Here is a 1,165-nt window from a genome sequence, read left to right on the forward strand (position 1 = left end):
CTACCGTCGTTACTATCACCAGTTCGACTACTAAGAGCAAATAACGTTTGTGCAATTTGGCCCCGCTCCTACATGGAACGGGGCCTCGTTTGGGTTGGAGAGTAATTATGAGCTACCCGCAGCTTGCCGTCATGAATATCAGTCATCGTTATTTTGACCTGGAGGAATTCTTCTCCTCGGCGGCGGCATCGGGCTACGCGTGCTGCGAGCTTTGGACGGGGGCGATGCACCTGTATGTCGATTGCCATGGATACGATTCGCTCGAGCAGGTGCGGGAGCTGTCGCAGCGGTATGGAGTCCGGATTGTGGGCATTTGCCCCGAGCAGAACAACCCCAAGCCGTGGAATATCGCGGCGCGCGGGGAGGAGTCGCGTGCCCGTACGCTCGCGTACTTTAAGAATGTTGTGGATATCGCGGCGGAGCTTGGGGCCGAGCAGGTTATGGTTTCGAGTGGCTGGGCGTTTTTGAATGAGCCGATCGAGGACGCGTGGGCGCGTAGCGCCTCGATGCTGCGCACGATTGCCGAGCATGCGGGAGAGCGCGGCGTGCGACTGGTGCTCGAGGCCCTGCAGCCGGTTGAGTCGATGATCGTGAACTCGGCGGCCGATACCAAGCGCATGATTGACGCGGTTGGGCATCCGGCGCTCAAGGCGTGCCTTGATATGGGCGCCATGGCGGTGGCGGGGGATACCATCGACGATTATTTCGATGCGCTCGGCGATGACGTTGCCCACGTGCATTTTGTCGATGTTGCGGCAGATGGCACCACGCATCTTGCCTGGGGCGACGGCGACCGCGATATGCGGGCCGATTTGGATAGGCTGGTGGCGCGTGGCTATCGCGGCGTGGTTTCGGCAGAGACGTATGACGGGCGCTATTTCGCCGATCCCGCGGCAGCCGATGCCCAGGTCATGGCGGAGTATCGACGCGCGACTGGCGCCTAGGCGAGACGGGGCGCCGAGCTGGCGTTTCAGTCGTGGCTGGAAACGGGGTGCGGTTTCCGGTTGAGACATCTGGCGGAAACTGCGTCCCAGAATTGCAGTCCAGAATGGGACGCCGTTTCCGGTTGAGGTCCTCAGCGGAAAGTGCGTCCCGGAATTTGGGCTTGGAATGGGACGCACTTTCCGGATGGGGTGGAACTGCGGACGATTTCCTGGACCGTCAC

Annotated in this window: 1 protein-coding gene; it reads left to right on the plus strand. The window is 60.9% G+C overall.

Annotated elements, in window-relative coordinates; translation table 11 throughout:
* Positions 1–107: 107 nt before the first annotated feature.
* Positions 108–944 (plus strand): sugar phosphate isomerase/epimerase family protein, encoded by an 837-nt coding sequence (locus tag SFLMC1_RS06455; protein WP_152073315.1) that lies wholly within the window; start codon positions 108–110, stop codon positions 942–944.
* Positions 945–1,165: the final 221 nt, after the last annotated feature.

This window comes from Collinsella aerofaciens (genome assembly GCF_901212495.1).
In the GTDB taxonomy this organism is placed as follows: domain Bacteria; phylum Actinomycetota; class Coriobacteriia; order Coriobacteriales; family Coriobacteriaceae; genus Collinsella; species Collinsella aerofaciens_H.

Bases quoted from the DNA above. Each gene is read 5' to 3' on its own strand.
- SFLMC1_RS06455 (WP_152073315.1), top strand. From the start codon at position 108: ATGAGCTACCCGCAGCTTGCCGTCATGAATATCAGTCATCGTTATTTT.